This window comes from Deinococcus sp. (genome assembly GCF_025362455.1).
GTDB lineage: Bacteria > Deinococcota > Deinococci > Deinococcales > Deinococcaceae > Deinococcus.
This window is the reverse complement of record NZ_JANYGJ010000091.1, coordinates 13,070-35,701: the sequence shown is the minus strand read 5'-3', so window position 1 is coordinate 35,701 and position 22,632 is coordinate 13,070. Positions and strand designations below refer to the sequence as shown.

The window sequence follows — 22,632 nt, the reverse complement described above, 5'->3', positions numbered from 1 at the left end:
CGGCCCTGCCTGGCACCTTGCGCAAAGGGCGCTCCATGCGCTTCACTCCGCGAAATCCGCATCTCGCTCCTCCTTCCGTTGGTCGGATTTCAGGCGTTTTCGGCGCCTCTCAATCGGAGTTCTTATGCTGACTTTAATTAGCCTCGAATTCCGCAAACTGCTCGGTTCGCGCAGCGTGCGACTGGCCGCTGTGCTGTGCCTGCTGCTGCCCTGGATCTGGCCGCTGGCGCCGCGCTTAAAAGAGATCTACAAGCTGATTATCGTCAGCGGCTGGCAGGTGCCGACCCTGGCCCTGGAAACCGTGGCGCCGTTTTTGCTGCCGCTGCTCGTCGCCCTGACCTGCGCCGAGATGATCGGCACCGAGATCGCCCAGGGCACGCTGGCGCCGCTGATTTTGCGCCCGGTCAACCGCAGCCGGGTCATTCTGGCCAAGCTGATAACGGCGCTGCTGTACCCGGCCATCTTGCTGACCATCCTGTTTTTCGGCAGCCTGATCGCGGGCGCCCGCTTCGGCTTCGGCGATTTTACCGGCGGCACCGGCATCGGCCCCGGCCTGTTCGTGGGTGTGGGCGAGCTGAGCAGCGGCGCGGCCTTCGCCGAGGTGGCCCGCGCCTACCTGCTGGCGGCGCTGTCACTGATGCCGATTGCGGCGCTGGCGGTACTGTTCGCCGTCATCTACCTCAGCACGGCGGCGGCGGCGCTGGCGACCCTGGCGACCATCAACATCATGACCCTGCTGGTGGTCTTCCCAGAGGCGCTCCAGAAAATCCTGATTACCACTTACCTCGACCTGTATACGCGCCAGGGCGACATCGGCCAGCCGATCATCCTGATGATTATCTACACCATCGGCTTTTCGGTGATGGCCGTCTTCGCCTTCGAGAAACGCGATCTGTAAACAGAAGTGAGATGAGTGCGGGCAAGACATACGGATGGCCTTGCCCGTAATGCTATTGTTTGATAGTGAAAAAAGTTGGCGTTGGGCTCGCGGTCATAATACTAACCGGTTGTAGCACTGTTCCTCTGCCCTCACGTACTGTCGATCAGGTTTCGGCAGCGCCACACTTTATTACTCTGGGCAGTTCGGTGGTCACGTTAAGTGTAGTGGTGGTCAATAGCGGGAACAAACCTGGCAAGACCAGCCTCGTCGTGCTGTTGAATGGCAGTCCTCACCTGGCCTCCAACGTCAGTATTCAGAGTTTTTATGTTGTTTCTGGCGGTCAGGTATTCAAGACAGCCCCAAACTGGAATGAGACCTTCCTCGACGGCAATCAGCGTTACACCGCGATCCTCCCGACGACGTTAACTACCGGCACCAGCGTTTCTGTCGCCGCTCTGGTGACTGATGGGCCAAACACAGAGCTGCTTCAGACGCCCGATCCTGTTGAAGTCACGGTCGTCTACGTCAGTTTGGCACCCAACCGTCATGAGCGCTTACCTCACTCGTAGCCCAGTTCGCGCAGCGCCTCCACATCCTCGCGCCAGCCGTTGATGACGATGACCTGAAGGCCCAAATAAACCTTGTGATTCAGGAACACTTCGAGCTGTTTACGCGCGGCCTGGCCGATCTCGCGCAGTTGCTTGCCGCCCGCGCCGATGACCATGCCCTTGTGGGCGTTCTTCTCGACCACGATCTCGCCCTCGATGCGTTGCAGGCCGTCGTCGCGCTCGGTCCATGAATTGACTCGCGTGGCGACGGCATACGGCAGCTCGTCGCGCAGCTTTTTCATGGCCTCCTCGCGGATGATCTCGGCGGCCCACTGCTCGCGGCTCTGGTCACTGCTGGCGCCGCGCGGAAAGAAGAAGGGATTTTCCGGCAGGCTGGCCAGGAGCTGATCGCGCAGTTCCAGCACGCGGGTCGGGTTGTTCTGGGCGCTCAGCATCACCTCGCTCAGTTCGGCGCGGCCTTCGAGCAGGGCGCGGTAGAGCTTCATGGCCTCGTCGGGGTACTTGGCGATGTCGGTTTTATTGCCCACCAGGGTCAGCGGTTTGGGCAACTCGCGGATCTGGCGGGCGACCATCTTGTCCTCGTCGGTGGGCGGGTGGCGCAGGTCCACGACCCAGATCACCGCGTCCACGTCGGCCAGCGCGGTGTTGACCTCGCCCTGCATGTACTTGCCCATGGCGTCTTTGGGCTTGTGGACGCCGGGCGTGTCCACGAACACGAGCTGCGCCTCGTCGGTGGTGTAGATGCCGCGCACGCCCTTGCGGGTGGTCTGCGGGCGCGGGCTGGTCGGCGCGACTTTGACGCCCAGGAAGGCATTCAGGAGGGTACTTTTGCCCACGTTGGGCTTGCCGATGATCGCCACGAACCCGGAGCGGGTGGGCGAATCGGTGTTGGATGAAAACTCGGTCATAACGGTTATTGTCTCACGCCGGAGCAGATGAGAAAGAGAAGCCGAGAGGCGGGTGAATAAACGGCTCCCATCTCCCCCACTCCCCACTTCCCACTCCCCATCTGTTCCCACAAGCCACAAGCCACGCGCCACAAGCCTTACTTATTCTCCCATTCGCTGCCGGATGTGGTTCACGTCCCAGCCGGTCAGGTTGGCCAGCGTCTGCGCCTGCTGCTCGCTGCGGCGTTTCAGGTCGGCCTGGTAGCCCCGCGTGGCCTCGCACTTGTCACTTCCCTTGTAGGGGCGGCGCAGCACGTAGCGGCCCTGAAAGTTGTCCTGGTTGTCCGTCACCTTGAATTTGAGGTCTTCGGGAAACGTCGCCTTGGTGTAGCGCACGTGCAGGCGGGTCAGGAACACGGGCCTGCCATCTTCCCCGTTGCCCTGCTGGGGGTTGCCCTGCTGAGGCCAGAATACCCCGGCTTCCTTCAGCTCGGCGGCGTTGGGCGGCTCCCCGGCGCAGGGATCGCAGTTGTTGCTGTTCCAGGCGTATTCGAGCAGGGCCACGTTCTTGCCCTCGCGCTCGTAAGCTTTCTTGAAGACGTGACGGTAAAAGGCGGCGAACTGCGGCTCGACTATCTCCGGAACGTCCTTGTCGGTGGGGACCGGGGCCGTGCGGTAGTTGCTGGTTTCGACCCGGCCCTGCGGCGAGAGCAGATACACCGTCAGGTCCTGTTCGCCGGGCGAATTCAGCGTGCCCAGGCGCATCGGCAACGTGAACTTTTCGGAGGTGTAGCTCAGCACAATCGGGTTCAGGAAACCGCCGCCGCTTTTATCGAAGCGCTGCATGTTCACCCGCACGACAAAAAACTTCATGCCGCCTTTGATGTAGCCGCCCAGCATCTCGTCGGCTCCGGGCGGAAGCTGATAGCCCTCGCCGCGCAGGTAGGTGGCGAGCCCGGTCTGCTGTTTGGCGCTGAGAATCACGATGTCGTACTCGCCGACCTGGTAGCTGGCCTCGACCTTGACGCCGAGGGCGCCAGCGCGGGCCGAGGTGGCTGAGGTGGGCGCCGCTGCACCTGGCGCGGCGTCTTGCAGTTTCTCGTACTTTACCTGCGGCGCACAGGGATTCTCGTCGAAATACTCCACCAGCCGGGGGGCGCTGTAGGCGTCGAGCTTTTTGATGACGCTGGGGTCGCCGATACGGATGTCCTGGCGCCGGGGCACCACCGGTACCGGCACGATGCGGGCAAAGTCCTTCACGTCACCCTGGTAGTCGTTCATCATGGTGAATACGCTGCGGTTGCCGTCGCGGGCGATGACGACCTGAGAGCTGCGGTTGAACAGTTGGCCGCCGCCCTTGGAGACGAAAAACCCGCAAAAGGCCGCCGCCTGTGAAATCAAAACAGTGGACGCCAGCGCCAGGCCGAGCAGGGAGATGGTGCGCCGCTTGAATCTGGACATAGTGTGGCCTCCGGGTGGGACGAATTGACTCAGCATAGCGGAGCAGTGTGAAAAAATGTACTTTTTGAGTTGTTGACTGCCTGATCTGTTGATGGCTTGGCCACACCACCAGCCGCGTTATGCTGAACCCATGCGCCTGAGTGTGCCCAGCCTGCTGACCCTTGCCGCAACCCTAACCGCCTCAGCGCTGGCCGGAGGTGTGGGAGGCGCGGTACTGCCTGCCGACTCGCTGTTTCAGCCGGGGCAGACCTGGCGGGTGACGGGGAGGGGCAGCGCAGGCCAGCCGGTAAGCTACAGCCTGAGCCTGGGCCGGGCGGCGGCCTCTTCCAGAGACCACTGGAGTTTCGCTGCCGGTCAGGGAACATTGAGTTATCAGCCCGCGCTGGGCATGGCGCTGGCCGTCAATGTCGACCCAGCCCTGTTTTTCGTGGCGGCCAGGCCCTACGACTACACCGTGCCAGTCCTGCTGTGTCTGGGCCTGCCGGACGGCAAGGGCCTGCGCGGCATTCTGATTTCCGCGCGGAGCAACGCCGAGCTTCAGGCGCAAAACAGCCTGATTCCCGCCTCTGCCGTCCAGCACCCCCCGAAAACGCCGGATGAACTGCTCAGCGCCGCCCGAACGTGGGGCCTGAAGAGCGGAAGCTGCACCATCAAGCGCCTGAAGTGAGCCGCGCCCGCGCTACCCAGCCGCCGACTTCATGAGCTACACTCCGGAACACTATGGCCGGACACAGTAAATGGTCTCAGATCAAGCGCAAAAAAGGCGCCAACGACAAGAAGCGCTCAGCCGTCATCAGCAAGCACCTGCGGGCCATCACGGCGGCGGTCAGGTCGGGCGGCAGCGGTGATCCGTCGGGCAATCTCAGCCTGAAAAACGTCATCGCGGCGGCCAAGACCGACACGGTGCCGGTGGACAATATCGACAGCGCCATCAAGCGCGCCTTGGGCGGTGAGGCCGGGGCCGCCGACTACAAGGAAGCCGTCTACGAGGGCTACGGGCCGGGCGGCACGGCGATTTATATCGAAACCCTGACCGATAACGTGACCCGCACGGTGGCCGAGGTCCGCAACGTGTTCAACAAGCGCGGCGGCAGCCTGGGCAACAGCGGCTCGGTGGCCTGGCAGTTTGAAAACAAGGGCGTGATCTACCTGCCCGTAAACTCGGAGGCCGCCCAGGAAGCCGCCATCGAACTCGGCGCCGAGGACATGCAAGACGGCGAGGACGGCCTGGAAATCAGCACCGCGCCAACTGAGCTGTATGCCGTCTCGGAGGGCCTGGGCGCCCAGGGCTTCAAGGTCGAGAGTGCCCAACTCAGCCGCGTGCCCAGCAACACGGTGAGCGTGAACACCGATGACGCCCGCAAGCTGATGGTGCTGATCGAGGCCCTCGAAGACCTGGACGACGTGCAGAACGTGTATTCCAACGCCGACTTTCCGGAAGACTACGAGGGCTGATACGGGAAGAAATGCCATGTCTGTGGCAGGAACGCTGCCCGTTGGCCCATCCCCCTGCTGTCATCCTGAGCGCCGCGAAGGATCTCCGGACGGCCCAGCCCGCTCCAGTCCACCTCACGCCCTGCACTTCCCGCGCACCGCCTCCCGCGCCCCCATCTCCCCCCTTCGTGACCGCCTCACTCACACCAGCCCGCCGCGCCGTGCCATCTTAGGGCACCATGCTGATGCAGCCGATTCGATTTGAACGCAGCCCCAAGCTGCACTACATGCTCACCGAACAAGCTCACGCAGTGGGCAGCGTGGTGGTGGTGCAGGGCAAACGCGGCCCGGAGGTCGCCACCATTCGCGCCGAGGCCGAGCCGGAAGGCAGCGGGCGCTACGGCATGATTCTGCGTGCCGCCAGCCCCGACGACCTGAGCGCCTGGGCCAAGCTGGAAGCCGAGGGCGAGGATCTCAAATGGCTGCTGCGCGTCCGCGCCCGTGACCGCAAATTGCCGGTCAAGATCGTGGCGATGGAATTTACCCTCGACGGCGCCCTGCTGACCGTCAGCTACAGCGCCGAGGAGCGCCTGGAACTCGGTGCGCTGATTCAGGACGTGCGTGAGCAGACCCGTGCCAGGGTCAACTTCGTGGCCATCGGGCCGCGTGAGCAGGCGCAGATCATCGGGGCGCTGGGCGCCTGCGGGCGGGAAAACTGCTCGTCGCACCACCTTCAGGACTTCGCGCCGGTCAGCATCCGGATGGCCCGCGACCAGCAGCTCCCGCTGAATCCCGAAAAACTCAGCGGGCCGTGTGGGCGCCTGTTGTGCTGCCTGCAATTCGAGCACACCCAGTACACCGAGCTGCTGCGCGAGATGCCGCGCAAGAACGCCCGCGTGTGCCATACCGAGTCCGGCGCCTGCGGCAAGGTGGTCAAGCTGCACCCGCTGACCAACACCGTGGACGTGCTGGGCGAGGCCGGGGCCGGGTACATGCAGGGCGTGCCGGTCTCGGCCCTGGGACCGGCGCCGGGCGGGGCTAGCGCCAGCAAGCCAGCGGGCAAGAAAGACTGAGTAGCGAGCGTCGTCGAGGGGAGGAGTGGCGTCCTCAAGGGCGCACGACAAAGAGCCGTGCTGGCCAGGAAGCCGTCGCCCTCAAATCGGTACCGTTTTGGACGGAGCAAACCCACCGGGCGCTGCCGACTGACGGCCTGGAATCAGGACCGTTCGGTATGACTTTCGGACTCAGAAAAAGCCGTTTTCAACAGCGTTTCCGCTGCCAATCCAGGGCCACGCAGGCGCTATACTTCGCCGCATGACCAGCATTTCAAGCGAGCTGCACCGCATCGTGGCGTCCCTGAAGGGCAGCGGGCTGAGCGTGGAGCTGCTCGAAGACGGAGCGATGGTCCACGACGGCGAATCACGGGTGGCGCTGTTTGCCGAATCCGACGAACAGGGCGGCGTGCTGGTGCGGCTGCACCTCGATCTCGATCTGTATGTCGAGGAAGACGCCGTGGCCGATGTGCTGGTGGGCATGAACCTGATGAATCAGGGTCTGGATTACGGCACCTTGATGCTCGACCCGGTGGAAGACGAGGAAGACGAGGAACGGGTCGCCTTCGCCGTGCTGGGCCGCAGCGTGTTGTGGCTGCCCGACCTCGACGGCGTGGAACTCCGGCGGCTGCGCGAGCATCTGCGCCGCTTTGAGACCGAGATTACCGAGGCCGTGGAGCGCACCTTGCAGGGCAGCGGGGGCATGAAAGCCTGAACGTCTGGCCAGGGCACCCGACCCGCGTATCCGGCACTCGCGGACCGCCGCAATTCTTGACCCGACTCCCTGCCTGGGCCTGCCTGACCGCCTGGCAAGGTTTTTTCGTGTCCCAGCACCTCGACGATCTGGCCGCTGCACCATACCAATATCCGATTATTCCGGATTGCCATACAACGTTAATGTCGAACGGTAGTATCAGGTTACTCGGAAAAACGGGGTGCGGTCAGAACGTTACCGTGAAATTGACAAAATTGTCATAAACCTGTCAGGAATTTTTGAAAAGTTTCACGAAAATCGGCGTTTTCGGAGGTTTCCATGACTGGATTCTGTAAGTTGAGTTTCTTTACCATACGGTCATGACGAACCCGAAACGTGCCCTGCTTCTGGTGATGGTCTCGCTGGCACTGACCGCCTGCGGACAACAATCCACTCTGCTGCCCGGCACGTCGAAGGCGGCGGCCCCCGAAAGCGCTGCCCCGGCCAGCGCGGCACCGATCAACACGGTCCCGGCCAACACGGCCCCGACCAACACGGTTCCGGCAGATACTGCGCCCGCATCCCACCTCGACACCAGCAAGCTGCCCGCCAACCTGGTCATGACGGTGGGCGACAGCCAGCAACTGCTGCTGAGCCTGGGCGGCCAGACCGTGGCCCCCGCCCCCGACGCGCTGACCTGGACCGTGGGCGACCCCAACGTGGTCTCGGTGACGTCCGGCGGTTTGGTAACGGCCAAGCAGGCGGGCCAGACCAGCGTGAAGATCGTCGAGGTCGCCCATCCGGAGAAAACCTATACCTTCCAGGTGACGGTGCAGTCCGCGCCTGTCGCCGTAGCGCCCAAGCCAGTACCAGCGCCCGCACCGGCTCCGGCACCCGTGCCCGCTCCTGTACCAGCGCCCACACCAGCTCCCGTTCCTGTACCGGCTCCCGTTCCTGTACCAGCTCCCGTTCCTGTACCAGCTCCCGCCCCAGCTCCTGCGCCCACCCCGGCACCTGCACCAGCGCCCGCGCCTGCCCCAGTGCCCACTCCTGCGCCTGCCCCAGCACCGAGTCCCGCACCTGTCCCGACGCCAGCACCGGCTCCGTCCGATTTCGCGGCGCAGGTGTTGCAGCTCACCAACGAGGCCCGCGCCCGTGGCGGCGTGTGCGGCAGCGAAACCTTCGGGCCTTCGGCGCCGGTCACCTGGAACGCCAAGCTGGCCACCTCGGCCCAGGGGCACGCCAGCGACATGGCCGCCCACAATTACTTCAGCCACACCAGCCAGGACGGGCGCACTTTCGACGTCCGCATCAGCAACGCGGGTTACCTCTGGCGGGCCATCAGCGAGAACATCGCCGCCGGGCAGCAGACCCCACAGCAGGTCATCACGAGCTGGATCAACAGCCCCGGCCACTGCCGCGACATGCTCGACCCGACCTACACCGAACTGGGCGTCGGCTTCGATGCGGGCGGCACCTCGACCCTCAACCACTACTGGGTGCAGGACTTCGGCAAGCCGCGCTGAGCGACGCCAGCACAGGGCCGGAAGCGTAGACGTCGCCTCCGGCCTTTGTCATGTTTGAGCTGGACCAGGCGGTAGCGTTCGCCTTCGCCGCCTACTGGCGGTCTTTCAACTCCACGTAATGCTGATCGGTGGCGCCGCTGTATACCGCGTCGGGGCGCAGCAGCCGGTTATCGCGGGTGTACTCGATGACGGAAGCGCACCAGCCGCTGATGCGGGCCAGCGCGAAGATCGGCGTGAACAGTTCCCTTTTGATGCCCAGGTCGGAGTACACCGTGCCGCTGTAGAAATCCACGTTCGGATAGATGCCCTTGGAGCCGATGCGGTCCACGACGGTCTTCTCGATGGTTTCCAGAATCTGGTAATAGGTGCTCTTGCCCTGCTTGTTGGCGACGTGCTCGGCGTAGTCGCGCAGCACCCGGCTACGGGGATCGAAATACTTGTAGACGCGGTGACCCACGCCCATGATCTTTTCCTTGCGGTCGAGCTTACCGCTGATGTACTCGGCGGCCTTGTCGGGCGTGCCCACCTCGTCGAGCATGTCCATGACCGCCTCGTTGGCGCCGCCGTGCAGCGGCCCCTTGAGCGCCCCGATGGCCGACACCACGCAGGAGTACAGGTCGCTCAGCGTGCTGGCCGTGGCAATCGCCGTGAAGGTGCTGGCGTTCATGCCGTGGTCGGCGTGCAGCACCAGCGCGATGTCGAAGAGCCGGGCCTGCTCGGTGGTCGGCTCCTTGCCGGTCAGCATGTACAGGAAGTTGGCGGCGTGCGTCAGGTCCAGGCGGGGCGCCACGACAGCATAGCCGTCACGGGCGCGGGCAATCGCGGCAATAATGGTCGAGAACTGGGCGATCATCCGCAGGCTGATGGCGTATCTAACCTCCTCGCTCACCTCCTCGGCCTGGGCGTCGAATAAGCCCAGGTAGCTGACCGCCGTGCGCAGCGCCTGCATCGGGTGGACACCTCTGGGGAAGCTGGCGATCTCGGCGAGCAGCTTGGCCGGGGCCTCTCTGTTGGCCCGGAGCTGGGCGTCGAATCTGGCCAACTCGGCGGCGCTGGGCAGCCTGGCGTGCAGCAGCGCAAAGCTGAGTTCCTCGAAGGTGCTCTTCTCGGCCCACTCCTGAATCGGAATGCCCAGGTGCGTGAGAATGCCCTCGGTGCCGTTGATGAAGGTCAGCTTGGACTCGGTAAACAGGACGCCTTCAAGCCCTTTGGCGATGTCAGTCATAGTGCAAAGAGTCTATCACCCGGCCTGAGCGCCCCACAGGAGCCTGTCTGTCACGGTGAGGGGAACGGAGCGAGGCTCACCTGTCCATCCCACCTCTCCAGACTCTTTCTCCAGATTATTTCTCTAAAAACGCCGCTTTGAGCAGCGTGGCCAGGTCGCCGCCCCCGTAGTTCTGGACCATCTTGAAGCTGGCCTTGTTCTCCTCGGCGGCGGTATTCACGCGGGCGAACATCTCGTGAAACAGCTCTTCGGGCATGTTCATGGCGGGCGTCAGGCGCATGGTGCGCGCGGCGTTGAGCGAGAAGTTGAGCAGCACGCCGCCCCGGTAAAAGGTCCGCAGCGCCAGCATGCCGGTGGCCTCCGAGATCAGGTTGGCCTGGAGGCCGCCGGGCAGTTTGGCCAGCGGGTGAAAATTCATGGCGAACAGCATCCCCGCGCCGCGCACCTCCTCGATCAGATGGGGCGTGCGGCGCTGGGTGGCCCTGAGCCTCTCCAGGCCGATCTCGCCCAGCCTCAGCGAACGGGCCGGGTAGTCATTGTCGAGCAGCATCTCCAGACTTTTGAGGCCCACCGCCATCGCCAGCAAATTGCCGCCGAAGGTGCTGGAGTGCCGCTTGACCGTTTCGATGCTGCCCAGCAGTGATTTATAGATCTCGTGCCGGACGATGGTGGCGCCCACCGGCACCATGCCGCCGCCCAGCGGTTTGGCCAGCGTGATGATGTCGGGCATCAGCCCCTGCGAGACACTCTCGAACCAGTGCCCGGCGCGGCCCAGCCCGGTCTGAATCTCGTCGGCGATCACCAGGATGCCCTTGGGGCGGCACAGTTCACCGACCCGCTTGAGAAATCCAGGCGGCGGCAACCGGACTCCGGCCTCGCCCAGAATCGGCTCCAGCACCACGGCGATGACCTCGTGGCCGACCCGTTTGATGGCCCGTTCCAGATCGGCCTCGTCGCCGTAGGGCAGGGTAATCACCGCCGGATTCAGGATGTTCTTGAACGGCCCCTGGAGGCTGGGATTGGGCGTCAGGGCCAGCGAGCCGAGCGTTTTACCGTGGTAGGCGCGGGTGAAGTTGATCAGGTATTTGGCACCGGGCCGCGCCGCCGCCGCGAACTTGATGGCCGCCTCGATGGCCTCGGCGCCGGAGTTCGAGAAAAACACCCGCGAGTCGTGGTGCTCACCGCTCTCACGGGCCAGCAGCCGCACCAGATTGGCTTCCAGCGCCGCCCGCCAGGGGCTGACCGACTGCTGGGCGAACATCACCTGGTCGGTCTGCTCCAGCATCTGCCGGACGAAGGCGTTGAGTTCGGATGGATTGTCGCCGAAGGGCAGCGCCGCGTAGCCCGAAGCGTTGATGATCTGGCGACCTTCGGGGTCTTCGAGCGTCCAGGGGCTGAGCACCTTGAAGGGGCCGCCAGCGCCGACCACCTCCAGCAGCCGGATCAGTTTACCGTTGCCGTACTGCTTTTCCAGCTCGGTGGCCTGCGAGGCCGACAATTTGCCCGACAGCACGTCGTCGGCGCGGATGAAGCCGCCAGCAGTGGGCACAGCGGTGAGGCGGGGGGTAGGGGCAGAGATCATGCAAATTATTGTAATGCGGTTACGGAATGCGGCTTGTGTGCTGGGAGGCGAAAGTGGGCGGTTGGCTTTCTGGGCTGGATGGGCGGGTGGGCGGTTGGGTTGCGTTGTTGGGCATCGGCTCGTTGCGAATGCGTCGGCTCCCCCACCCCCCAGCGGGCAGGCGTCCTCATGGGGAGGAGTGGCGTGCCCAGGCGCGTTCTTGTCCAGAACGGCACCTATCGGGCCTGGCCGCTCCGTTCATGACGACAGTCCGTTCACGACGAGTGCTGGCAGGGGGGTAAGTGAGCAACCCTCATGCCCTCATCTGTTCCCACTCCCCACTCCCCACTCCCCACTCCCCACCTCCCCACATGCCACGGGCCACACGCCGCGCCAAGCGCGTTACACTCTTCCCCATGAAACTGATTCGCTTTGAAAGTCTCGTTCTGGGCAATCAGGGCGCACGCTGGGGCCGCCTGGAGGGCGAGCGCATTCACGTCACAGCGGGCATGGGCGGCGAACTCAGCAGCGAAACGGTAGCGCTAGGCAGCGTGCGCCTACTGGCTCCGGCGACGCATGGCAAGATTGTGTGTGTGGGCCGCAATTACTTGGGGCACATCAGGGAGATGGGCCACGGCGAGGCGCTGCCGCGCGAGCCTGGCCTGTTCCTGAAAGGCGCCAATACCCTGAGCCCCAGCGGCGGCAGCGTGGCCTACCCCGACTGGACCGACAACCTCCATTTCGAGGGTGAGCTCGCGCTGGTCATCGCCCAGACGGCCCGTAACCTGAGCCCGGTGGAGGTGAGCGCCGCCGTACTGGGGTATACCTGCGCCATCGACCTGAGCGCCCGCGACAAGCAGCAAAGTGATCTGCAATGGTTCCGGGCCAAGTCGGCGGACGGCTTTTGCCCGCTGGGGCCGAGTCTGGTGACGCAGTTCGACCCGACGGACGTGCGGCTGCAAACCCGCGTGGGCGGTGAAACTCGGCAGGACGCCCGCACCAGCTCGATGATCTTCGACGTGACCCAGATTCTGACCTACGTGACCCGCTATGTGACCCTGGAGCGCGGCGACGTGGTGCTGACCGGCACGCCGTCGGGCGTGGGGCCACTCCAGAGGGGCGACCGCATAGAAGTCGAAATCGATGGGCTGGATATCCTGAGCACCACCATCGTATGACCGGCCCTGATGACAACAGCAGCGCACCAGTCGCTTCCGCACCCAAACTGCCGCGCCTGAGACTACGCCTGTCCCCCGCCGCCGAGGGCCATATCCGGCGCGGGCACCCCTGGGTCTACGAGTCGAGCGTGCGCGAACAGAACCGCGAGGGCGAACCGGGCGAGCTGGCCGTCGTCTATGACCGCCAGGACCGCTTTCTGGCCGCCGGGCTCTACGATCCGCAGTCCGTGATCCGGCTGCGGGTGCTGCACGCCGGGGCGCCGCTGAACCTCGACCTGGTGTGGTGGGGCCGCCACCTGGAGAGCGCCTTGCAGCGCCGGGCCGCCCTGTTCGGCGAGAACACCGACGGCTACCGGTTAATCAACGGCGAGAGCGACGGCTGGCCGGGCCTGATTCTGGACCGCTACGCCAGCACGCTGGTCCTCAAGGTGTATTCGGCGGCCTGGTTCGCTCATCTGGAACTGGTGCTGGGGCTGCTGGTCGCCCGCTTTCCCGCCTTCCGGGTGGTGCTGCGCCTGAGTCGCAACATTCAGGAGTGGGCCGCCCAGCGGGGCTTTACCGACGGTCAGACCCTGGTGGGCGACGAGCCGGACGGCCCGGTCATCTTTCAGGAGTACGGCCTGAGCTTCGAGGCGGACGTAGTTCGCGGCCAGAAGACCGGTTTTTTCTTGGACCAGCGCGAGAACCGCCGGATCGTGGGCAGCATGGTCGAGAAGCTGGTCTCGCAGGGCGACGGGCGGCGGGTGCTGAATGCCTTTTCATTCTCTGGGGGCTTCTCGGTGGCCTCGGCCCGCTCCGGCGCGGCGGAGGTCATCAGCGTGGACATCAGCAGGCACGCGCTGGACAGCAGTGAGCGCAACTTCGCGCTGAACCACGCGCTGGTCGGTGTGGCCCGCTGCTTTCACCGCCCGGTCCAGGCCGACGTGTTCGACTGGCTCTCGGAGGCGGGCGGCGAACCCTTTGATTTCATCGTGCTCGACCCGCCCTCGCTGGCCCGCCGCGAGACCGAGCGCGAGGGTGCGCTCCGGGCCTACAGCCGCCTGAGCGAGCAGGCCATCCGCAAGCTGCGCCCCGGCGGCGTGCTGATGGCCGCCTCGTGCTCGGCCCACGTCAGCGCCGAGGACTTCTTCGAGGCCGTGCGAATGGTGGCCCGCCGCAGCAAGCGGAGCTGGAAGGAGCTGCGCACCACCCGCCACGCGCCGGATCACCACGCGACGTTCACCGAGGCCGAGTACCTGAAGGCGATCTATCTGATGGTGGAGTGAGTAGGCTGGCGCCTGGCTTGTGGCGCGTGGCTTGTGGCGCGTGGGAAAGGCGAAAGGCTGTGATGTCGCAGGGATTGCTGGGGACGCCGGGTACAACCCCCCCACCCGCTGATCGGGCCGGTCCACCATACTCCCCATAATTCTGGACGCGCTGTATCTGTTGGCCGTGTGACATAAAGCATACTCGCCGCTGAGCCGGTGGTCTGAGGGGAAATCTGATGGTGTAAGGCCAGAGAAAGCCCTCTTTCCCTACGCTCTGTCAACGAGGCCAGCGTGCAGTGCTGGCCTGCCGTCAACGGAGGTCTTATGGTTTCGCGTCCAGGCTCGCCGCCTGACGTTCGCTCGACGCTGGTGTCCTACGTCCTGTACCTTCTCAGCCTCGGCCACGAGCACACCAGGCCGCTGTCGACCGTCGAGATCAGTTGGTCCCTGACGGAGAGACAGGACGTGCTGGTGCAGCTCACCCTGCCCGGAGGCGACGTCGGCCAGATCGTGCTCCAGGGCGGAATGGCGGTCTACGCCTCCTACGGCGAGGCCGAGCCTGAAGCGGCCCTGACGACCCTGGTCAGGCTGGCGCCGCAGTGCACGGCTTCGCTCAGATTGCTGCCGCCCGACGAGGCGGAGCTGCTCTTCGCCGCTCTGAGCGGAACGGTGCGCCGCTTCGTCTTGCCCGTATCCGCCCTGTCGGAGCTGCTCTCCTTGCAGCGCGCCTTGGTCGCCTCAAGGTTCAGCGGCGTCGTCTTGATCGAGGACCGTCCCCGGATCGACATTCATCTGGTGCAGGGCGGCCTGCTCCAAGCGGCGCTGGCCAGCACCGGGCGGGTCACCATCCTGTCACGGCCAGACAACGCCCTGGAGCCGCTGCGCAGCCTCGACCCCCAGGTTTTGCGGCGCACGCTGATGGGCTTCGGGGTGGCGAGCGCCCGGCAGACCAGCCACGCCGAGGTGTGGAAGCGCTTCGAGCGTGAGGTGAGCGCCGAACTGGGAGAGCGCTCCGAGCGCTTTTTGCTGCGGATGCATGAACTGTACGGACCCGAACAAGACCCTGAGCGCCTGCGCCTCTTCCTGAACACCGAACTGCGCCGAGTGCGCGGTTCGGGCTAAGCACAAAGGAGTTTTATATGACTGAGTACCTCGTGCCCGATCTCGCCCAGTACCACCTCGGCCTGGTGGCCCTGAGCTTCACGGCGGGGGCGATGCTGCTGGTGGGGGCGCTGCTGTGGCTGCTGCGCCCCACCATCGACGCCGCCTACCGCTGGCCGATGACCCTGATGAACCTGGTGGTGCTGATCGCAGGCGCCTACTACATACTGCTGCACGGCGTCTGGGAGCGGGCTTTCGCCTTTGTCAACGGGCAGTTTGCGCCCAGCGGTGCGCCGTTTAGCGAGTCGCTGCGCTATTCCGACTGGCTGCTGACGGTGCCGTTGATGCTCAGCGCCACGCTGCTCACGCTCGACGTGGGCAAAAGCAAACTGACCAGCCTCGTCGCCCGCGTCGCCGGGGCGTCGGTCCTGATGCTGATGCTGGGATTTACCGGCGAGATGCAGAGCGATTCGGGGCTCCGGCTGGCCTGGGGCCTGCTCTCCCTGGCGCCCCTGGCGTACATGATCGCGGTGATGTGGCTGGAAGTCGGCAGCGTCCTGCGCCTGGAGTCGACGCGGGTCCGCACCCTGTTCGTGCGCACCCGCCTGGTGCTGTTTTCGTCGTGGAGCTTTTACCCGGTCATGTTCTTCGTCCCTCTGCTGGGCGTTCAGCTCGGCAACCTCGCGGGCTTCGTGCAGGTCGCCTACAGCCTGGCGGACGTCGTGGCCAAGGGCCTGTTTGCCTTCATGCTGTACTTCGTGGTGCAGCAGAAGACCAACGAACTCCAGGCTCACCGCGCCAAGGTCACCGAGGCGAAACAAGGAGCAGAGCAAAGCGGCGCCTCGGCCTACGCCCAATACTGATTTCCGGTCGCCTCACAGCAGGGTGAGCTTCACATTGGGGGGCCGTTTCGTCCGCTTCGGCCAGGACGAAACACCCCCTTTTTCCTGCGTCGCCAGGCCCTCACACTTGCCTGCAACTGCCCCGCGCTAGGCTGAGGCATGTCCACTTCGCGGCCCCGTCGCCTGATTTGTCGCCTGACTCGTCGCCTGATTTGTCGCCTGATGATCCTCACCGGCCTGAGCCTGCTCGGCGCGGCCCACGCCAGCCCGGCCAGCGACCTCTTCGGCCTGGTCGGCAGCGACCTGAAACGCGACTACTACGGCTGGTCGCAAACCGACCGGAGTGCCCTGGTCGAGAAATACACAGCCGTGCTGACGACCAGATGTGAGGGCGCGGGTGAGGCGTGCAGCTTCGACACGGGCCGGGCGGTGGCGAGCGAGATGCTGCTTGAGCTGCACGACGCCCATACCAGCGTGCGCGACGCCGAGGCCGCCACCCGCCTGAACGAAGTCCAGAACGACCTGAGTGTGCCGCGCAGTGGCCTACGGGTCATCAAGCAGCCCGGCGGCCTGCTGGTGGTCGGGGTGCAGCCGGACAGCCCCGCCGAACGGGTGGGCCTCAGGGTCTATGACCTGATCGTGACGGTGAACGGCAAGCCTGCCGGTAAAGACAAGTCTATTGATTCGCTGGCCTTCGTGCGATTGGAACGCGCCAGCACGCCGCTGAGCTTGCTGTTGCAGCGGGCCGGGCAAACCACCGTGCTGAGTTTCCAGCTCACGCCGGAGCTGGCCAAGGCCCGCGACGTGCCCACCCTGAGCTACCCGCGCCCCGGCACGGCGCTGATTACCCTACCGACCTTCCTGCCCGGCGACAGCGCCCGGCTGTTTCTGGGCAAGGTGGCCGAGGCGCAACAGGGCGGCGCCCGCGAACTGGTCATCGACCTGCGCTTCAACGGCGGTGGGCGGCTCGATCAGTGCGTGGCGGCGGCCAGCATCTTTCGCCCGGTGATCTATCAGGCGCGGTTTCAGGGCGGGAGCTGGACTTACGGCGGCCTGAGCGGTGAACAGGTTCCGGCCCTGAGCGCCCGGATCGACCGCAACAGCGCTGTCTGGAACGGCCCGGCGGCGGTGCTGGTCGGCGAGAACACCGCCTCGTGCGCCGAGGTCTTCGCTTTTTTTGCGCACAAGACCGGCGTCAAGGTGGTGGGCAGCCCCACCAAGGGCGTGGGCAACAGCGGCGTGAGCTTCTTTCCGCTGCCCGACCAGGGCGTGCTCAGCCTGACCATGCTGCGGGCCTTCGACGAGAACGGCGACGCCCTACCGGACCACATCGAGCCGGACCTGAGTGCCCCCACCGACCTGGCCGCCCTGAGCACCACCAGCACCGACAACACCCTGGACGCCGCGCTGAAGCTGCTGAGCGCACCCGCCGCCAACTCCGGCCAGAGCGGGACGGAAAAGTGAGCCGAGCTGAAGTGAACCGGGCTGAAGTGAGCCGATTTGGAGTGGGCCGGACCGACCTGCACCGAACTAAACTGCACCGAACTGACCTGCACCGAACTAAACTGAGCCCTCGGCCTTGATCTTCGCCGTCATCGGCATCGGACTCCTGGCGGGCGTCCTGGGGGCAATTCTGGGCCTGGGCGGGGGCGTGGTGGTGGTGCCCGCGCTGCAAGCCGTGCTGCCGCTGTTCGGGCATCCCATCAGCATCACGCAGGCCGTCGCTATCAGCCAGATCGGGGTGCTGGCGGTGGGGCTGGCGGGGACGGCGGGGTATCTGCGGCGCGGCCTGGTGCGGGCGCGGACCGGCTACCTGCTCTCGCCGTACACCATCATCGGCGGGGCGCTGGGCAGTTATCTGGGCCTGATTCTGCCCGCCAGAGTGGTGGCCACCGTGTTCGCGGCGCTGCTGCTCTACAGCGCCTACAACCTGCTGCGCGGCCTGCGCCGGGCCGAACAGGAGCGCGAGCCGAGTAGATTGGTGCCGCCCGCGATGGGCTTTGCGGGTGTCATGAGCGGGCTGCTGGGCATCGGCGGCGGCACGATCCAGGTGCCGGTCATGAACCTGCTGGCGGGCGTGCCGATCCGCGAGGCGATTGCCACCAGCACCTTCATCATGGGCCTGACGGCGGTAGGCAACGCCCTGATCTACAGCGCGGGCGGTCTGCTCGATTTCCGGCTGGCGGCGGCGGTGGGCCTCGGCATTCTGGTCGGGGCGCGGGCGGGCACCAGTCTGGCGGCCCGCATCAGCGCCGGAAACCTGAAGCTGTTGTTCAGCTTATTGCTGATTCTGACCGCCGGGCAGATGCTCTGGAAGTATTGGGCATGAGCGATAACAACCCGGCGGGCGAGGGCGCCGGGCTGCCGAACTGGCTGTTTGGCGGCGGCTACTTTGTGGCACTGGCCGCGCTGGCGGTGGGCCTGGTCTGGCCGCAACTGGACCGCTACGCCGTGTACTGGATGATGCTGGTGCCGGTGCTGGGGGCGCTGTACGTGGCCGCTGCCAACTGGAAGTCGGACCGCCGCCTGAGCGTGGCCGCGCTGCTGGCGCTCGCCGGGCTGGCGCTGGTGCTGGGGGGAAGGGAACTGGTGAAGTGAGGTTCAGACCAGTTCGAGTCTGAGGCGCTTGCCGAGCACCTGGGCGGCCCGTTCCAGGGTGCGGAGGGTCACGGCGTGATTTTCCGGGTCGAGCAGACGGTCCACCGCCGAGCGGCTGGTGTCCATCCGGGCGGCCAGTTCAGTCTTCGAGAGGCCGGAGCGCGTCAGTTCCTCCGCGATCTGGAAAGCGATGACCCGCTTGAGGGCCACCGCCTCCGTTTCGGCCAGCCTGCCCTCTTCGGCCAGGAAATCGTCGAAGCTGCTGTCGACACGCTTGCGGGTGGATGTTGTGTTCATTCGTTCTCCAGTTGCTTTAGTCTGGTGAGAAGACCGCAGGATTCACATTCTATACCACACCTTCTCAATCGTTTATTTCAAGCATCAAAAATGGCAGCCATTCCATATCGTCAACGTCGTCTTTGGTTGCCCACTCCGATTTCTCGCCTGCTATGGATGCTTCCGTATTAGGAATGAGCCAGCCATTCTTAAAAGACGGAAATATGGCCTCTTCTCTGACAACTTTACTTGGGTCTAAAAATACACTGCCGCATTCGTCGCAAAGGAGAAAAATAAGCCCATTCGATTTACGAAATCCTAATAACCCATCATCACAAATAAGACATGATCCAGCGACAAAATGCATATCGGCTACTCCCTACTCCCCACTCTTCTTCGTCTGATTCGGCGTCGGCTCTGGGAAGTGCGGGTTGGCTTTGCGGCCCGCGTCGTGCTCGGCGGTGCGGGCGTCCACGCCGTAGTGCCACTCGCCGTCCCGGAGCTTAATCCGGGTGGTGCGGGCGGGCAGGCCCATCGCGATGCCGTGCGGCTCGATGTCGCCCCTGAGCAGGGCGTGGGTCGCCAGCAGGGCGTCGTCGCTGACGATGCTGCCCGCCAGAACCGTGGAGTGGTAGGTGAGCCGGGCGCCGCGTCCGATGATGGTTTTGCGCAGCGTCACGTCGGGGCCATCCAAGACGGAGTGGGTGTGGCTGTAGATGTTGACATAATCCGAGACGCTGGCGCCGTCATGCAGTTCTATGCCGCCAATATCGTCGAGCAGCACGCCCCTGTGGACCACCACATCGTCGCCGACCTCCATGTTGTAGCCCACCGAGAACTCGACGTTCTGCCAGCACTTGAAATTGTGCCCCACCCGCTTGAAGATGTGACGCGCCAGCACGCGCCGCAGCGGGATGCCGAATTCCGGATTCTGGCCCAGCGGCGTCAGGTCGATGCTCTTCCACAGCCACAGCAGCGGCTTGACCCGCTGAAACTGCGCGTCGTCGGTCGCCATGTAGTACTCGGCCTCGAAGGTGATGTTGCGCGAATCGAGGTTGAGGGCCGCCATCGGCGCCTCAGCGTTCAGAGCGCTGTAGCTGCGGCCATACATCGCCTGGGCCAGCAACTCGCGCACCAGCTCCGGGCGGGGCGTTGCCAGGTCGCTGAGTCTGGCGTCGAGGTCGGCAAAATACGCCGCGTAAGCGGATTGCGCTTCGGGCGCCAGAACGAGAGGTTTGAGCCAGGTCATCTGGTCGCCGTCCAGTTACGCACCGCCGGGAACAGCACCCGGCAGCGCTCCACTTCCCGAAGACCAGATGCTTTTCCTGCTCGCGTCCGCTCGAAAAAATTCCGAAGCGGCACGGAATTTTTGGGAATCCGTCTCACATGCGCGAGTGTAGCAGCGCGGCGTCAGGCTGACACGAAGTCCTGTTTACAATGGTTATCAACTATTGAACACGCACTGATGTTTTCGCCGTCCTGCTGAGCGGTTTGGCGGATGTACTCCCCCCATCAGGCGGATACACTCAGGCATGAGAATCAGCATTCCGGGGCTGGACGCTGCGCCGATCAACGACAGTGACACCGAGCATCACCGCCAGTTCGAGCAGATGCACCGCGACCTGCCCGGCGCCCCTGGCGAGGAGCGCGAAGCCGCCCAGGCCGCCGCGCTGGGCCTGAGCCTGGAGCAGTTTCGCAGGCTGCGGGCGTCGCTGGAGGCGCTCCGAGGTGGATAGTGACCCCCTCCCCGCTATCATTCCCCCATGCCCGACGCCGCCCTGATTCTCCGGCCCGCCACCAGGGACGACCTGGGGTTCTTGCAGTCGCTGCTGCCCCGCTTCGTCGGCTTCGGGCTCCCCACCGGGCAGGATGAGGGCGCCGTGCTGGCGGGCGCCGCCCAGAACCTGATGGCCGCGCTGGCCGCGCCGCAGTCTGACAGCGCCCTGCTGATCGCCTGGGTCGAGGAGGAGGGAGGGCCTGTGCGCCGCGCCGGATTCCTGCGGCTCGACACCGAGCGGCCCCTCTTTGGCAAGCCGTATGCCTACCTGGCTGACCTGGCGCTGGACACCTGGGCGGAGGGCTACGGGCTGGGCCAGCTCCTGCTTGCCGAAGCCGAGCGCTGGGCGCGGGAACAGGGGCTGGGGCAGATGCAACTGCATGTGTTTGCGACCAACGCCCGTGCGCGGAAACTATACGCCCAGGCCGGGTACACCGAGGTCGCCCTCTCGATGAGCAAGGCGCTGCGCCGGGGGTGAGCTGTGGGCGGTGAGGTTGCGTTGTCTGGTTTGAACGGGCCTGGGGCGGTGACGTTGCTTTTTTGGGCTTCAGCGCTGTGCCAAGGCGTCTGCGCCCCGCGAACCATCCGCCCCTCCCACTCTCCACCCCGCCCCTGCTAGCCTGACTCCATGTCCCCTTTCTCGCTCAAAGACGCCGCCGCCGCGCTGGAAACCACCGCCGATCTGCTGGAGGTGCTGGGCGCCGAAACCTTCCGGGCACAGGCGTACCGCTCGGCGGCGCGCAGCCTGGAGGCGCTGACCGACTGGGACGCGGCGGTGGCGACCAACTTCAGGGGCGTGCCCAGAGTCGGCGCCGCGCTGGCCGGGGCACTCAGCGAGGCCGCGCAGACCGGGCGCTTCGGGCCGCTCGACGAAGCCGCCGCCCAGGTGCCGCCGGGCGTCGTGGACCTGCTGCGGGTGCGTGGGCTGGGGCCGAAGAAGGTGAAGCTGCTGTGGGAGGCGGGCTTCGACTCGCTGGAAGCGCTGCGGGAAGGTTTTGCGGATGGCCGGGTCGCCGCCATGAAGGGCTTCGGGGCCAAAACGGTCCTCACGCTGGGCGCCGCCGTCGACTTCGCGCTCGAAGCCCAGACCCGCCAGCGCCTCGACATCGCTATGAACGTGGCCGGGACGCTGCTCGAAAGGCTGAGTGCCCTCGCGCCGCGCCTGAGCGGGGAAGTGCGCCGGGGCCTGGAGACGACCCGCAGCGTGCGGGTCAGCGTCACAGCCACGCCGGAGCAGCTCCGGGCCGCGCTGCCGGAGCTGAGCCTGAGCCAGCCCGAACACCGCCCGCTGCTGACCGGCGAGTATGAGGGCGTGCCGATCGAGTTGCCGTTCGCCGCCGCGCAGGCGCGTGGGGCGCTCGATCTGATGATGGGCGGCGCAGGCCCTTACCGCGAGTCGCTCAGAGCGCGGGCCACCGATCTCGGCCTGGACCTGACCGGGCACGGCCTGAAGCGCGGCGGTAAGGTGCTGAACACCCCCGAAGAAGCCGACGTGCTGCGCGTATTGGAATTGCCCCACCGCCCCGCCGAGTACCGCGAAATCGAACACGAGGAGGTCTGGACCAGCCTGCCGCCGCCCGCCGAACTGGTCAGCGCCGAGGATATCGTGGGTCTGATCCACACCCATTCCACCTGGAGCGACGGCAGCGCCAGTTTGAAGGCGATGGCCGAGGCGGCCCGCGCCCTGGGCGGCTACCTGGGCAGCGCCGACCACTCCCGCAGCGCCTTTTATGCGGGTGGCCTGAGCCCAGAGCGGTTGCGCGAACAGATCCGGGAGGTGCGCGAGTTGCAGCGGGCGGGCGTGGCGATCATCGCGGGCAGCGAGGTGGACATTCTCGAAGACGGTTCGCTCGACTTTGAAGATGATGTGCTCTGCGAACTCGATTACGTGGTGGCCTCGGTCCACAGCCAGTTCACGCTGAGCGAAGGAGCGCAGACCCAGCGCCTGATCCGCGCCGCCAGCCACCCGCTGATTACCATTCTGGGCCACCCCACCGGCAGGCTGCTGCTGCGCCGCCCCGCTTACGCCGTGGACATGAACGCCGTACTGGGCGCCTGCGCGGCCAACAACACGGTGGTGGAGATCAACGCCAGCCCCTACCGCCTGGACCTCGATTGGCGGCTGGCGCTGGCCTGGCGTGGCCGAGTGAAATTTGCCGTCAACACCGACGCCCACTCCACCCAGGGCCTGGGCCAGACGCGCTACGGCGTGATGATGGCCCGCAAAGCCGGACTGCGGCCCGGCGATGTGGTCAACAGCCTGAGCCAGAGCGGGTTTCTGGAGTTCGTATCGGCGCAGCGAGAGGGCCGGAGACACTGAATGA

24 protein-coding genes are annotated in these 22,632 nt (G+C 65.2%); 17 read left to right on the top strand and 7 right to left on the bottom strand.

What is annotated here, in order from left to right:
* Nucleotides 1-124 precede the first annotated feature (124 nt).
* On the top strand, nucleotides 125-898 hold the full coding sequence (locus Q0R23_RS06650) for an ABC transporter permease (RefSeq protein ID WP_293911630.1): 774 nt from the start codon (nucleotides 125-127) through the stop codon (nucleotides 896-898).
* A gap of 65 nt (nucleotides 899-963) precedes the next feature.
* Entirely contained in the window at nucleotides 964-1,449 is a 486-nt protein-coding gene (locus Q0R23_RS06645; RefSeq protein WP_293911629.1) for a hypothetical protein, read from the top strand.
* Here the strand turns inward: Q0R23_RS06645 and era are convergent.
* Complete coding sequence (gene era / locus Q0R23_RS06640) at nucleotides 1,440-2,357, bottom strand: GTPase Era (protein WP_293911628.1); 918 nt, start codon at nucleotides 2,355-2,357, stop codon at nucleotides 1,440-1,442. The genes Q0R23_RS06645 and era overlap by 10 nt on opposite strands.
* Before the next feature lie 141 nt (nucleotides 2,358-2,498).
* The gene (locus tag Q0R23_RS06635; protein ID WP_293911627.1) at nucleotides 2,499-3,797 is read right to left on the bottom strand and encodes a DUF2330 domain-containing protein; all 1,299 of its coding nucleotides are present in this window, start codon (nucleotides 3,795-3,797) and stop codon (nucleotides 2,499-2,501) included.
* A 130-nt stretch (nucleotides 3,798-3,927) separates the two neighbouring features.
* Between Q0R23_RS06635 and Q0R23_RS06630 the strand changes: the two genes are divergently transcribed.
* The 5 genes from Q0R23_RS06630 (at nucleotide 3,928) to Q0R23_RS06610 (ending at nucleotide 8,503) form a co-directional block, all read left to right on the top strand.
* Complete coding sequence (locus Q0R23_RS06630; RefSeq protein ID WP_293911625.1) at nucleotides 3,928-4,464, top strand: hypothetical protein; 537 nt, start codon at nucleotides 3,928-3,930, stop codon at nucleotides 4,462-4,464.
* A gap of 53 nt (nucleotides 4,465-4,517) precedes the next feature.
* Nucleotides 4,518-5,252 carry a YebC/PmpR family DNA-binding transcriptional regulator gene (locus tag Q0R23_RS06625; RefSeq protein WP_293911624.1) on the top strand — a complete coding sequence of 245 codons (735 nt, stop codon included), beginning with the start codon at nucleotides 4,518-4,520 and terminating at the stop codon, nucleotides 5,250-5,252.
* A 266-nt stretch (nucleotides 5,253-5,518) separates the two neighbouring features.
* Complete coding sequence (locus Q0R23_RS06620) at nucleotides 5,519-6,304, top strand: stage 0 sporulation family protein (RefSeq protein ID WP_293911622.1); 786 nt, start codon at nucleotides 5,519-5,521, stop codon at nucleotides 6,302-6,304.
* A 241-nt stretch (nucleotides 6,305-6,545) separates the two neighbouring features.
* Nucleotides 6,546-6,998: a hypothetical protein gene (locus Q0R23_RS06615; RefSeq protein WP_293911621.1), complete on the top strand. Its 453-nt coding sequence runs from the start codon at nucleotides 6,546-6,548 to the stop codon at nucleotides 6,996-6,998.
* 359 nt (nucleotides 6,999-7,357) lie between these two features.
* Complete coding sequence (locus tag Q0R23_RS06610) at nucleotides 7,358-8,503, top strand: CAP domain-containing protein (protein WP_293911619.1); 1,146 nt, start codon at nucleotides 7,358-7,360, stop codon at nucleotides 8,501-8,503.
* A gap of 91 nt (nucleotides 8,504-8,594) precedes the next feature.
* On the opposite strand, the gene Q0R23_RS06605 is transcribed toward Q0R23_RS06610, so the two are convergent.
* Nucleotides 8,595-9,728, bottom strand: coding sequence for a citrate/2-methylcitrate synthase (locus Q0R23_RS06605; RefSeq protein WP_293911618.1), 1,134 nt, complete (start codon nucleotides 9,726-9,728; stop codon nucleotides 8,595-8,597).
* A gap of 115 nt (nucleotides 9,729-9,843) precedes the next feature.
* On the bottom strand, nucleotides 9,844-11,310 hold the full coding sequence (locus Q0R23_RS06600) for an aminotransferase class III-fold pyridoxal phosphate-dependent enzyme (protein WP_293911617.1): 1,467 nt from the start codon (nucleotides 11,308-11,310) through the stop codon (nucleotides 9,844-9,846).
* Between the two features lie 395 nt (nucleotides 11,311-11,705).
* Here Q0R23_RS06600 and Q0R23_RS06595 point away from each other — a divergent pair, with 395 nt between their 5' ends.
* The 7 genes from Q0R23_RS06595 to Q0R23_RS06565 all read left to right on the top strand — a co-directional run bounded on the left by Q0R23_RS06595 (nucleotide 11,706) and on the right by Q0R23_RS06565 (nucleotide 18,255).
* The gene (locus tag Q0R23_RS06595; RefSeq protein ID WP_293911616.1) at nucleotides 11,706-12,467 is read left to right on the top strand and encodes a fumarylacetoacetate hydrolase family protein; all 762 of its coding nucleotides are present in this window, start codon (nucleotides 11,706-11,708) and stop codon (nucleotides 12,465-12,467) included.
* Nucleotides 12,464-13,732: a 23S rRNA (cytosine(2499)-C(5))-methyltransferase gene (locus tag Q0R23_RS06590; RefSeq protein WP_293911615.1), complete on the top strand. Its 1,269-nt coding sequence runs from the start codon at nucleotides 12,464-12,466 to the stop codon at nucleotides 13,730-13,732. The genes Q0R23_RS06595 and Q0R23_RS06590 overlap by 4 nt, the downstream gene beginning before the upstream one ends.
* 306 nt (nucleotides 13,733-14,038) lie before the next feature.
* Nucleotides 14,039-14,836, top strand: a complete 798-nt coding sequence (locus tag Q0R23_RS06585) for a hypothetical protein (protein WP_293911614.1) — start codon at nucleotides 14,039-14,041, stop codon at nucleotides 14,834-14,836.
* A 17-nt stretch (nucleotides 14,837-14,853) separates the two neighbouring features.
* Complete coding sequence (locus Q0R23_RS06580; RefSeq protein WP_293911613.1) at nucleotides 14,854-15,678, top strand: bacteriorhodopsin; 825 nt, start codon at nucleotides 14,854-14,856, stop codon at nucleotides 15,676-15,678.
* A gap of 138 nt (nucleotides 15,679-15,816) precedes the next feature.
* On the top strand, nucleotides 15,817-17,121 hold the full coding sequence (locus Q0R23_RS06575) for a S41 family peptidase (RefSeq protein WP_293911611.1): 1,305 nt from the start codon (nucleotides 15,817-15,819) through the stop codon (nucleotides 17,119-17,121).
* A gap of 115 nt (nucleotides 17,122-17,236) precedes the next feature.
* On the top strand, nucleotides 17,237-17,986 hold the full coding sequence (locus tag Q0R23_RS06570; RefSeq protein WP_293911609.1) for a sulfite exporter TauE/SafE family protein: 750 nt from the start codon (nucleotides 17,237-17,239) through the stop codon (nucleotides 17,984-17,986).
* Nucleotides 17,983-18,255 (top strand): hypothetical protein, encoded by a 273-nt coding sequence (locus Q0R23_RS06565; RefSeq protein WP_293911608.1) that lies wholly within the window; start codon nucleotides 17,983-17,985, stop codon nucleotides 18,253-18,255. Before Q0R23_RS06570 ends, Q0R23_RS06565 begins: the two co-directional genes overlap by 4 nt.
* 3 nt (nucleotides 18,256-18,258) lie before the next feature.
* Here the strand turns inward: Q0R23_RS06565 and Q0R23_RS06560 are convergent, their stop codons facing one another.
* The 3 genes from Q0R23_RS06560 to Q0R23_RS06550 all read right to left on the bottom strand — a co-directional run bounded on the left by Q0R23_RS06560 (nucleotide 18,259) and on the right by Q0R23_RS06550 (nucleotide 19,780).
* Entirely contained in the window at nucleotides 18,259-18,552 is a 294-nt protein-coding gene (locus tag Q0R23_RS06560) for a helix-turn-helix domain-containing protein (RefSeq protein WP_293911607.1), read from the bottom strand.
* A gap of 64 nt (nucleotides 18,553-18,616) precedes the next feature.
* The gene (locus Q0R23_RS06555; protein ID WP_293911605.1) at nucleotides 18,617-18,898 is read right to left on the bottom strand and encodes a hypothetical protein; all 282 of its coding nucleotides are present in this window, start codon (nucleotides 18,896-18,898) and stop codon (nucleotides 18,617-18,619) included.
* A gap of 12 nt (nucleotides 18,899-18,910) precedes the next feature.
* Nucleotides 18,911-19,780 carry an acyltransferase gene (locus tag Q0R23_RS06550; RefSeq protein ID WP_293911603.1) on the bottom strand — a complete coding sequence of 290 codons (870 nt, stop codon included), beginning with the start codon at nucleotides 19,778-19,780 and terminating at the stop codon, nucleotides 18,911-18,913.
* Between the two features lie 283 nt (nucleotides 19,781-20,063).
* Here Q0R23_RS06550 and Q0R23_RS06545 point away from each other — a divergent pair, with 283 nt between their 5' ends.
* The 3 genes from Q0R23_RS06545 to Q0R23_RS06535 all read left to right on the top strand — a co-directional run bounded on the left by Q0R23_RS06545 (nucleotide 20,064) and on the right by Q0R23_RS06535 (nucleotide 22,628).
* Nucleotides 20,064-20,267: a hypothetical protein gene (locus Q0R23_RS06545; RefSeq protein ID WP_293911602.1), complete on the top strand. Its 204-nt coding sequence runs from the start codon at nucleotides 20,064-20,066 to the stop codon at nucleotides 20,265-20,267.
* Nucleotides 20,268-20,294: 27 nt separating this feature from the next.
* A complete protein-coding gene (locus tag Q0R23_RS06540; RefSeq protein ID WP_293911601.1) occupies nucleotides 20,295-20,786 on the top strand; it encodes a GNAT family N-acetyltransferase in 492 nt (163 codons plus the stop codon).
* Between the two features lie 150 nt (nucleotides 20,787-20,936).
* Nucleotides 20,937-22,628 (top strand): DNA polymerase/3'-5' exonuclease PolX, encoded by a 1,692-nt coding sequence (locus Q0R23_RS06535; protein ID WP_293911600.1) that lies wholly within the window; start codon nucleotides 20,937-20,939, stop codon nucleotides 22,626-22,628.
* Nucleotides 22,629-22,632: the final 4 nt, after the last annotated feature.

What these genes read in the sequence shown, in the direction of transcription:
- Q0R23_RS06635 (WP_293911627.1), bottom strand. Translation starts at nt 3,797, where the DNA reads ATGTCCAGATTCAAGCGGCGCACCATCTCCCTGCTCGGCCTGGCGCTG.
- Q0R23_RS06575 (WP_293911611.1), top strand. Translation starts at nt 15,817, where the DNA reads ATGTCCACTTCGCGGCCCCGTCGCCTGATTTGTCGCCTGACTCGTCGC.
- Q0R23_RS06545 (WP_293911602.1), top strand. Translation starts at nt 20,064, where the DNA reads ATGAGAATCAGCATTCCGGGGCTGGACGCTGCGCCGATCAACGACAGT.
- Q0R23_RS06595 (WP_293911616.1), top strand. Translation starts at nt 11,706, where the DNA reads ATGAAACTGATTCGCTTTGAAAGTCTCGTTCTGGGCAATCAGGGCGCA.
- Q0R23_RS06560 (WP_293911607.1), bottom strand. Translation starts at nt 18,552, where the DNA reads ATGAACACAACATCCACCCGCAAGCGTGTCGACAGCAGCTTCGACGAT.
- Q0R23_RS06620 (WP_293911622.1), top strand. Translation starts at nt 5,519, where the DNA reads ATGCTCACCGAACAAGCTCACGCAGTGGGCAGCGTGGTGGTGGTGCAG.
- Q0R23_RS06605 (WP_293911618.1), bottom strand. Translation starts at nt 9,728, where the DNA reads ATGACTGACATCGCCAAAGGGCTTGAAGGCGTCCTGTTTACCGAGTCC.
- Q0R23_RS06555 (WP_293911605.1), bottom strand. Translation starts at nt 18,898, where the DNA reads ATGCATTTTGTCGCTGGATCATGTCTTATTTGTGATGATGGGTTATTA.
- era (WP_293911628.1), bottom strand. Translation starts at nt 2,357, where the DNA reads ATGACCGAGTTTTCATCCAACACCGATTCGCCCACCCGCTCCGGGTTC.
- Q0R23_RS06600 (WP_293911617.1), bottom strand. Translation starts at nt 11,310, where the DNA reads ATGATCTCTGCCCCTACCCCCCGCCTCACCGCTGTGCCCACTGCTGGC.
- Q0R23_RS06550 (WP_293911603.1), bottom strand. Translation starts at nt 19,780, where the DNA reads ATGACCTGGCTCAAACCTCTCGTTCTGGCGCCCGAAGCGCAATCCGCT.
- Q0R23_RS06540 (WP_293911601.1), top strand. Translation starts at nt 20,295, where the DNA reads ATGCCCGACGCCGCCCTGATTCTCCGGCCCGCCACCAGGGACGACCTG.
- Q0R23_RS06585 (WP_293911614.1), top strand. Translation starts at nt 14,039, where the DNA reads ATGGTTTCGCGTCCAGGCTCGCCGCCTGACGTTCGCTCGACGCTGGTG.
- Q0R23_RS06615 (WP_293911621.1), top strand. Translation starts at nt 6,546, where the DNA reads ATGACCAGCATTTCAAGCGAGCTGCACCGCATCGTGGCGTCCCTGAAG.
- Q0R23_RS06590 (WP_293911615.1), top strand. Translation starts at nt 12,464, where the DNA reads ATGACCGGCCCTGATGACAACAGCAGCGCACCAGTCGCTTCCGCACCC.
- Q0R23_RS06580 (WP_293911613.1), top strand. Translation starts at nt 14,854, where the DNA reads ATGACTGAGTACCTCGTGCCCGATCTCGCCCAGTACCACCTCGGCCTG.
- Q0R23_RS06535 (WP_293911600.1), top strand. Translation starts at nt 20,937, where the DNA reads ATGTCCCCTTTCTCGCTCAAAGACGCCGCCGCCGCGCTGGAAACCACC.
- Q0R23_RS06565 (WP_293911608.1), top strand. Translation starts at nt 17,983, where the DNA reads ATGAGCGATAACAACCCGGCGGGCGAGGGCGCCGGGCTGCCGAACTGG.
- Q0R23_RS06625 (WP_293911624.1), top strand. Translation starts at nt 4,518, where the DNA reads ATGGCCGGACACAGTAAATGGTCTCAGATCAAGCGCAAAAAAGGCGCC.
- Q0R23_RS06630 (WP_293911625.1), top strand. Translation starts at nt 3,928, where the DNA reads ATGCGCCTGAGTGTGCCCAGCCTGCTGACCCTTGCCGCAACCCTAACC.
- Q0R23_RS06650 (WP_293911630.1), top strand. Translation starts at nt 125, where the DNA reads ATGCTGACTTTAATTAGCCTCGAATTCCGCAAACTGCTCGGTTCGCGC.
- Q0R23_RS06610 (WP_293911619.1), top strand. Translation starts at nt 7,358, where the DNA reads ATGACGAACCCGAAACGTGCCCTGCTTCTGGTGATGGTCTCGCTGGCA.